Below are 3,800 nucleotides of genomic sequence, written 5' to 3'. Positions count from 1 at the left end.
ATTGAAGGCGGCGTTGGCATCAATGCGCAACTGTCTCACAATTTCTCCCTTCATGGTGATGTAAGCTATCAACAAAAACTTCAGAAAACTGGTATAAGTGGTGCAAATTTTTCAGGAGGAATACGCTATCAGTTTTGAGGCAAAACTTTATAACAACAGGTATATTGTTATTTCTGTACACTTCATCAAAAAAGGCAGCACAATACGCTGCCTTTTTTTATTCTTGACACCCTTTCATAAAAAGATCGTTCGAATAGCTTTTGTTTTTTATCCTCCCAAGATCATCTCCATCAAGATTTATTGATTGACAAAGCTAGGTATTGTTTTTGATGCATACCAGATTGAAGTAGCTGCTCGTACACAGGCAAAAAAGCGCTTTCGTTATAATCCTGAAAAGAAAGCTGTGGAAGGTCTTGCCAATTTGCTGGAATTGGGGAGTGTGAAATGCGTGTAGCAGTCTTTGCGCAAAAGAATGAAAATATGCACTAAAGCGGGTGGTTATGCTTAAGGGTGAGAATAAATTCAGTGATTTTGAGAAATCTGCCCCTTACGCTGTCTTAGATATTGAATGGCATTTATCTCTCATAAACAAAAATGTCGCAAAGCGCTTCATCTCCAAGTGAAAGTAAAACTTTCAGAAAAAACACCTTATATGTATTTATTGATAAATCATATATGTTTATTGATAAATCGCGCTTGCTTCATAAAATCCCCTCCCCCTTTTTCTCAAAGCAAAAAGAAAATGTAAAGTTTTACTGTCGTAAGTAGATAAAAAGCACAAGCTACTATTATTTTCCTCTTTACACAGAAAACATACTGCAAAATATTTCTTTACGCAGATAACTTAATTAAATACACCAAAAAAACAAAGACATCAACCACTTTATCAAAATACTCAAGAAGAAACTAAGATTTATAAAAGCATCAATCAGTGCTCTTTAGCATATTTATAAAACACATTACATCCAGTATAAAACACCTCAGATCTAAAATTAAATAAACTTTTTTAATTTTTGCTGACGGCTGTTCCCAACGATGCTGTCCCCCCTTTATTCTCCTTAATGCATCAAAATATATGACATTACTGTGATACCCTTAAAAAAGTACAAGCAAACAACGATCATTTGCTTATAATATTGTCCTTAAATATCATTTTTAATATTTTTAATTATATATTTAATACGTAATAAATAAAACTATAAATATAATATGACTTAAATGTAAATATATACATTAATTATTATGTTTTTTAATTTGACTATAAGTAAATTATAAAATAGTGATCAGGAAGAATGTTTTTTATAGACCATTATTTATTTTCTTATATTGTTTGTTCTTCTTATAACAAGTGGAGATATGGAAAACAGGAAAAATATTTGTAGCTTAATTTAAGTGAGGAGAACATAAATGTCTAAAAAGTCTCTTTTATCGTATACAGCAATTGCAGCAATTCTATTATTTGGGACCTACCACAAAACACAAGCGGAAGAACTTAAAGTTTCTGATGGAAAAAAAATGGAAGTCTCTAAAGAAAGCTACGATAATATTTGGGCAGAAACGGGTGGAAAAATCATCGGCAAGAATTTAAAGCTGGGGAGTACCTCTCCAACACCACCATCTGTTACAACCGTTGTCACCGTTAAAGGATCCGATAGTTTGATTGAATTATCGGACAATACCATCATTGGTGCTCCACTTGGAACTAAATCTTCCTATGAATACGGCGTTAATATATCGGACAACGCTACATTCAAAATGACAGGAGGTTCTATCAACGTTGATAAAACCGCTATTCAGCTAAATGCTGGTAACGGAAATATGGAAAATGTCACAATAACAAGTGAAAACAGCGAACCCTATAACGCAATAAGAGCTGAAAAAAAAAGTAAACTCACTTTGAAAAATATAACTGTTAAAAAAGCAAAAAACAGCATCTTTGCAGATAACCAAACTCAAATAACAGTTATCGGTGGATCTTTTGAGGCAAAAGAAACAGCAATCAATGCTCGAAACGGTAGTATCATTACTTTAAACAATAAGGCAAAAATCACATCACTTAACGGTGATGGGCTCAATGCCATTGATGAGCAATCAAAAATTTTTATGACAGGGGGAGCTGTTACTGGGAGCAATAGTGTATTATACACAAAAGCTGGTGGATATATTAATGTTAAAGATGTTGTACTCACAGCAGATGGTAAAGGAACAAGATTCGGTGCGTTTGCAAGAGGTCACAGCACTATTGAATTAAATGGTAACACAACAATTAAAAATGCTTCGATCGGTGTTAAAGCCGAAAGTGATGATGCGACAATCAAAATGACCGGAGGATCGATTGAGGTCACAGGAGACAAAGCAGTAGGTGCATCATTTCTTAACACCACCAGCAAAGAAAACACGCTGAAAGATGTGAAAATATCAAGCGGAAATGATGACTTTCTTATGGATAAAGGAATAAGTGCTGACAAAGGAAGTATTGTCACTTTAAATAATGTAACCGTCACGAAAGCAAAAAACAGCATCTTAGCAGATAACAAATCTCAAATAACAATTACCGGCGGATCTTTTGAGGCAAAAAGAGAAGCAATAATTGCTCAAAACGGCAGTAGCATTACTTTAAACAATGGTGCGAAAATCATTTCATCTGAGTATAATGCGCTGAATGCCATTGGTGAGCAATCAAAAATTTTCATGACAGGAGGAACTGTTACTGGGAGTAATAATTCATTATATGCAATTTTGGGTGGATATATTAATGTTAAAGATGTTGTACTCACAAAAAATGGCGAAGATTCAGCTACAGGCGCATTAGCTGAGGGCCCAAACAGCGTCATTGAATTAAACGGAAAAACAACAATTACGAATATTCCCACAGGTCTTAATGCACGGAACGGAGGCAAAATCACAAGCGAAGAATTAACGATAAAAGGACGTAAAATAATTATTGAAATCGATGAGGAAATCTTCAAACTGCCTGGCTCAGGTGCATTTGCTACTGAAAATAGCGTCATTGAATTAAACGGAAAAACAACGATTGGAAAAGTTGATTTTGGACTTGTCGCATCCAAGAATAGCACGATTAAGATGGTCAATGACGCTAAAAACAAAATAGATGCAACAATAGTTGCACTATCGGTAGAGAGCAATGGACATATTGATCTCGCAAATACTTCTGCAACAGCAGGGGTTGCTGGGGTGAATTTTGCAGATTTGACTAACAATTTTTCAGATTTGGTTAACAATTTTCCAGATTTGACTAAAAATACGTTATTTGCAGATTTGTCTCAAAATAATTTAAAGGGCCTAAGTAGTCGTACTCCACAAGATTGGCAAAACGGTGAAGTTAATTTGACCAATACAAATCTGATCGTTGAAAATGGTATTGGAATATATACCGAGGAATCAATGGGGAAAATTAATCTCAAAAATTCAAAAATCCTTGCAGATACGTTATTCAAAAACATAAAGCAGAAGACAAAGCCTGTTGGAATGTTTACTTTAACCGCAGATCATTCTGTCTTACAAGGCGGTGTAAGAAATGACGAAAATGGGCAAACACGCTTTGATCTGAAAAACGATACAACATGGACGTTGAAAATCAGCAAAAATGAAAAAGATGATGATGGCAATCTCCTTGATATCGCTCAAAGATCTCGTTCTGATGTTTCTGTGCTTAATCTCGATAACAGCTCCATTGTTTTTGAGAAACCAACCGAAGATCATTACCAAACATTGCATATAGGTTCTGGTAAACCAGACACGCAAGAAGTCTACAATGCAACGGGTGATGCAAAGATTTA

2 protein-coding genes and 1 pseudogene are annotated in these 3,800 nt (G+C 34.8%); all 3 read left to right on the top strand.

Annotated features, from left to right (window positions below):
- The coding region (locus ACFIO3_RS09910) for an autotransporter outer membrane beta-barrel domain-containing protein (protein ID WP_375704386.1) at nt 1-138 on the top strand (138 nt) is incomplete at its 5' end.
- 166 nt (nt 139-304) lie between these two features.
- Nucleotides 305-454 carry a hypothetical protein gene (locus tag ACFIO3_RS09905; protein WP_375607570.1) on the top strand — a complete coding sequence of 50 codons (150 nt, stop codon included), beginning with the start codon at nt 305-307 and terminating at the stop codon, nt 452-454.
- Nucleotides 455-1,407: 953 nt separating this feature from the next.
- Nucleotides 1,408-3,800, top strand: a pseudogene (locus ACFIO3_RS09900) (autotransporter outer membrane beta-barrel domain-containing protein); the annotation flags it as partial.

The sequence above is a fragment of the Bartonella sp. AD328YNZD genome, from assembly GCF_042196425.1.
This window is presented reverse-complemented; position numbering and strand designations above follow the sequence as displayed.